Below are 4,853 nucleotides of genomic sequence, written 5' to 3' on the forward strand. Positions count from 1 at the left end.
TCCCCAGTCCCCAGTCCCCAGTCCCCAGTCTTCTACCTTCCTACAGGAATATTCGATGCCTCTAGCTTTAATTGTTGAGCAGGATAATCAGTGAGAGCAAGTGATATTTTCTTGACATCATCAAGTAAAGCTGTGGGAATGCTCACTGTACCTGAAAATACTGGCCCATTTACAGGCAATTCTGTTGGTAAACCCTCTGTACTAGCACTCAGAGTTCGTCCTTTGTCATCGGTAACATCTAAAAAACTATACAGGAAACGCACGGAATCTTTACCTTTGTTCTGCATTTTCACTTTCAGTAGCAAATCACCACCAGAGTAGCGGGCGGATTGTACAGTCATGGTTACGCCCTGACTTTGGGCAGTAACAGGAAAGCCTGGTAGGGGTTTTTCTTCAACCACTTCTGGAGGCTTTTCCTCTGGCTTCTGCTTGCTGCTATTGGTTTCTTCGTCATCTTCCTCTAGCTTTTCTGATTTAGCAGCCTTGGTCTTACCGTCAATTCGCGCCTTGACAACTTTCAAAATCTCTTCCTCTTTTAATAGCACCAGCCCTCCTTGTTGGGAGCTATTTGCCTTATTACTGGCAAATTTGGTTGTGGGACGACCATCTGGTGTGGTCACGCCTTTAAGTGCTGAACTCCCTAGTTCAAACCCCAAAAAGGCGCTCACAGAACCTGCTCCCATCATCAGGATTAACAAAATCAAAGTAAGAAGTACAGTAGAATTTATTTTCATTGCTGATAAGCTATCACATAAGAATGCTGGTCTATTTAAGAATAGTGAAGCTTTTGACCTCAATCCTTAAAGGAACTTAATCAATATTAGTCTGTACTATTTCATGACTAAATTATGTAGTATAAAAATCTAGGAAGCTATTGTCCAGTATTCACACGTGGTAAATTTGTGTTATAGTTACGGAATTGGCTAAACTCAGTGCAATGAGGTATTTTCCTCACTCTAAAAATTAGTAAATGTTGACCTAAGAGTTAAAATAATTTACTCATAGGATAGCAACCCAAAACTCAACAAACGAGCGCCTTTGGCCGATTGGGGAGGCAGCGAACTCATAATTCGCCTTCAGGCTGGTTCGATTCCAGCAGGGCGCACTGAATCATCAAAAAACGCTAATAGAGGACATTGGGCATGGGGTATGGGCACTTGTACTGAATGTTGCTGATAGTGTTGGTTAGTAATTATTATCCCCTGCTCCCCACTTCCCTAATCACCAATCTTACCGAGGTGGTAAAGTTTCAAACCTGAATTCAGTTCCCACTTTGAGTTTGTTGCTATTAAAACGAGGAGACATCATCAGCGATGTGTCATAAGGATTTGGTAGATCGGGGGTGCGAATATAAGGATCGTTGCCAGCTTGCTGAGTCAGGACATCATGATATAAAGTGTTAACCAACTCAGCATCGCGGGCAATTTCATTTTCTGGGAAGGAACCACCGAAACTAGAACCAGATCCTAAAAGTGAGTCTAGCTGACGTTTAAGGCTACCATTTTCGTAGAAATTGCGATCGTGACTGAAATAAGCTCGTTCAAATACATCACTCGTAGTTTCAGTTTTGGGGGTTTCGGTTTGGGCAGATGCAACTGAGGGAAAAATAATACCAGCAGCAAGCAACACCAACAAACCACCAAAGGTTTTAAATTTTATCCGCACGTTTCTGACTCCTCAATTTTCGTTTTTGGCGAATCTTAATTTATGCTTAAGTTCAGAACTCTGATGAGTTCAACCTTTGGTGTAGCACAACTTTTAATGTTTTGTAATGACGTATCCTACTGAAACTCTTACCCACTCAGATATTTGGGCAACCACTCTTGATTTGACAAATTTGCGCCACAAGCTACTAGATTTATTTTCTCAACGGGCTTATCAAGAGGGTGATTTTGTTCTCGCTTCTGGGCTACGTAGTTCTTATTATGTCAATAAGATGCAGGTAACACTCCACCCCCAAGGAGCTTTAGCTGTTGGACGATTGTTGTTTCCTTTACTACCTGTAGATACTCAGGCTGTAGCAGGTTTAACGATGGGGGCTGACCCAATGGTGACAGCAGTGAGTATAGTTTCTGTGTATGAAAACCGACCCATACCAGCGCTGATTATTCGCAAGGAAGCCAAGGGTTATGGGACGAGAGCTTATATAGAAGGCCCCACTTTACCAGAGGGTGCAAAAGTAGTTGTTTTGGAAGATGTGGTGACAACTGGGCAATCTGCTCTGAAAGCGGTTGAGCGTCTTAAGGATGCGGGTTATACAGTCAACCAAATAATTTCACTGGTAGACCGGCAACAAGGGGGAGGTGAGTTGTACCAGTCAGCTGGGTTGAAGTTTGAAACTTTGTTTTCGATTCAGGAAGTTCAGGAACGCTACCGACAACTTGCGAATTTATGAATATCTAAAATATAGGATTTAGATTAGAGACTAAAACATATACTCGTGTAATCTAGAGCCAAAAACCCCCGCATTGGGGGGTTTTGCGTTCAAGCCAGCAGCGGGATTTGAACTCGCGACCTTCCGATTACAAGTCGGATGCACTACCACTGTGCTATGCTGGCAAATTTTACGTTTACTTTCAAATAGCAACCACAATTTCTTATTGTACCATAATCAATTTATTTGTCTAGCTGTAATTCCTAAAAAATATCTTCTTCTTCAGAAATAAGGTTAAAAGACAGATTAGTTAGTGTTGCAATTGTGATGAAACACAAACAAATCAGCGATCGCAATCACTTCAAAAGCTAACTAAAATCTTAGGCTGGACGCAAAAATATCTCTTCAATTCTCAAACTGTATTTTCTTAGCACGGCTGAATAAAGGAACGGAAATATATAATTATTTTTTACAGTTTATAAGCATGGCAGCATTGCTCGGACGAGATTTATTAAGTCTAGCGGACATCAGTCCTACCGAAGTTCAAGAACTCCTGGAATTGGCAACTCAACTGAAATCACAACAGTTGAAGTTGCAGTGTAATAAAGTTTTGGGGTTGTTGTTCTCCAAAGCTTCAACTCGCACGCGGGTAAGCTTTACTGTGGCGATGTACCAACTGGGTGGACAGGTAATCGATCTCAACCCTAATGTTACTCAAGTTAGTCGCGGGGAACCTTTACAGGATACAGCGCGGGTATTGGATCGATATCTGGATATTTTGGCAATTCGCACTTTTGCCCAGCAGGATTTGGAAACTTTTGCTCGCTATGCCAAGATTCCGGTGATTAATGCGCTTACTGATGCAGAACATCCTTGTCAGGTATTGGCGGATTTATTGACGGTTCAAGAAAGCTTTAACACCCTTGCTGGGTTAACTTTAACCTACGTGGGCGATGGGAATAATATGGCTAATTCTCTGATGTTGGGTTGTGCATTGGTGGGAATGAATGTCAGAATAGCTACCCCTAGCGGATATGAGCCAGATTCTCAGATTGTAGAACAAGCAAGAGCGATCGCTAATAATAAAACGGAAGTCCTCGTCACTCACGATCCAGAATTAGCAGCTAAGGGTTCTGCTGTACTTTATACTGATGTTTGGGCGAGTATGGGGCAAGAAGCAGAAGCAGATAACCGGATGCCAATTTTTCAGCCTTACCAAATTTCGGAACAACTATTAAGTCTTGCCGATCCAGAGGCAATTGTTTTACACTGCTTACCAGCCCATCGTGGTGAAGAAATTACTGAGGCAGTTATTGAAGGTTCTCAATCAAAAGTTTGGGAACAGGCAGAAAATCGCCTCCACGCGCAGAAAGCTTTGCTTGCGAGTATTTTAGGGGCAGAATGAAAGAAGAGAGACGCGATTCATCGCGTCTGTACAAGAGTTTGGAGTAGAGACGCGATTTATCGCGTTTGTGCAAAAGTTAGGAGTCAAAATAGCTAGTGTGCAATTGGCTCCTAACTACTTGCTAGTAAAAAATCCGAAATAAATGGGTAAAAGAAAAGAGAATATTCTTACTTTTGCCTTTCATATTTTTACTTTTCTCTTGTTATGGGGAGTTTTTTGTAGTACTAATGTTCTAGAGACATTAATAATTACTTCCCGCAAATTTATGGAACGTCTAACAGAAGCTCAACAAGAACTTTACGAATGGTTGGCAGAATATATCAGAACGCACCAGCATTCGCCTTCAATTAGGCAAATGATGCAAGCGATGAACTTGAAGTCACCAGCACCAATTCAAAGCCGTTTAGAGCATTTACGCACAAAAAGATATATCGAATGGACTGATGGACAAGCGCGAACGATTCGGATTTTGCGTCCTGTTAAGCAAGGTGTACCAATTTTGGGCACGATCGCTGCTGGTGGTTTAATAGAACCGTTTACTGATGCTGTAGATCATTTAGACTTTTCTAATTTCGATTTACCTCCCCAAACCTATGCTTTGCGCGTAGCTGGCGATAGCATGATTGAAGATTTAATTACTGATGGCGATGTGGTATTTCTGCGTCCAGTAGCAGAACCAAATCATTTAAAAAATGGTACTATCGTTGCCGCCAGAGTTGATGGATTCGGTACAACTTTAAAACGTTTTTATCGCCAAGGCGATCGCGTTACTCTCAAACCAGCAAATCCTAAGTACAATCCCATTGAAGTCATGGCTCAACAAGTACAGGTGCAGGGTTCTCTCATTGGTGTTTGGCGTGGTTACAACTGAATTGGGAACTGGGGACTGGGGATTATAGCGAATCCTTAAGCAACTGAGGTACAGTTTAACCTCACTCCGATAAAGCTATGCTTGATCTCCCCTCTCCTTAGTAAGGAGAGGGATTGGGGGTGAGGTTTTGAGATGTACTTCACTCTTATTGGCAAATGCTATAGGAAGATTTCCTAATCCCCAATCCCCAATCCCTAATCCCC

At 42.1% G+C, this 4,853-nt stretch carries 5 protein-coding genes and 2 tRNA genes; 4 read left to right on the plus strand and 3 right to left on the minus strand.

Going from position 1 to position 4,853, the window contains the following annotated elements; all coding sequences use genetic code 11:
- Positions 1 to 32: 32 nt before the first annotated feature.
- Positions 33 to 734 (minus strand): hypothetical protein, encoded by a 702-nt coding sequence (locus tag CDG77_RS33370; RefSeq protein WP_094333449.1) that lies wholly within the window; start codon positions 732 to 734, stop codon positions 33 to 35.
- A gap of 298 nt (positions 735 to 1,032) precedes the next feature.
- Here CDG77_RS33370 and CDG77_RS33375 point away from each other — a divergent pair.
- A tRNA-Ile gene (locus CDG77_RS33375) sits at positions 1,033 to 1,105 on the plus strand.
- A gap of 125 nt (positions 1,106 to 1,230) precedes the next feature.
- Here CDG77_RS33375 and CDG77_RS33380 read toward each other — a convergent pair.
- Positions 1,231 to 1,665, minus strand: coding sequence for a hypothetical protein (locus CDG77_RS33380; protein ID WP_094333450.1), 435 nt, complete (start codon positions 1,663 to 1,665; stop codon positions 1,231 to 1,233).
- A 106-nt stretch (positions 1,666 to 1,771) separates the two neighbouring features.
- Between CDG77_RS33380 and pyrE the strand changes: the two genes are divergently transcribed.
- A complete protein-coding gene (pyrE, locus tag CDG77_RS33385; protein WP_094333451.1) occupies positions 1,772 to 2,395 on the plus strand; it encodes an orotate phosphoribosyltransferase in 624 nt (207 codons plus the stop codon).
- A 92-nt stretch (positions 2,396 to 2,487) separates the two neighbouring features.
- Here pyrE and CDG77_RS33390 read toward each other — a convergent pair.
- Positions 2,488 to 2,559, minus strand: a tRNA-Thr gene (locus CDG77_RS33390).
- Between the two features lie 299 nt (positions 2,560 to 2,858).
- On the opposite strand from CDG77_RS33390, the gene argF reads away from it, so the two are divergent.
- Positions 2,859 to 3,779: an ornithine carbamoyltransferase gene (gene argF, locus CDG77_RS33395; RefSeq protein ID WP_094333452.1), complete on the plus strand. Its 921-nt coding sequence runs from the start codon at positions 2,859 to 2,861 to the stop codon at positions 3,777 to 3,779.
- A 265-nt stretch (positions 3,780 to 4,044) separates the two neighbouring features.
- Positions 4,045 to 4,650: a transcriptional repressor LexA gene (lexA, locus tag CDG77_RS33400; protein ID WP_094333453.1), complete on the plus strand. Its 606-nt coding sequence runs from the start codon at positions 4,045 to 4,047 to the stop codon at positions 4,648 to 4,650.
- The last annotated feature ends 203 nt before the right edge of the window (positions 4,651 to 4,853 follow it).

Source organism: Nostoc sp. 'Peltigera membranacea cyanobiont' 213, from assembly GCF_002245975.1.
In the GTDB taxonomy this organism is placed as follows: Bacteria; Cyanobacteriota; Cyanobacteriia; order Cyanobacteriales; family Nostocaceae; genus Nostoc.

Bases quoted from the DNA above. Each gene is read 5' to 3' on its own strand.
- CDG77_RS33370 (WP_094333449.1), bottom strand. From the start codon at position 734: ATGAAAATAAATTCTACTGTACTTCTTACTTTGATTTTGTTAATCCTG.
- pyrE (WP_094333451.1), top strand. From the start codon at position 1,772: ATGACGTATCCTACTGAAACTCTTACCCACTCAGATATTTGGGCAACC.
- argF (WP_094333452.1), top strand. From the start codon at position 2,859: ATGGCAGCATTGCTCGGACGAGATTTATTAAGTCTAGCGGACATCAGT.
- lexA (WP_094333453.1), top strand. From the start codon at position 4,045: ATGGAACGTCTAACAGAAGCTCAACAAGAACTTTACGAATGGTTGGCA.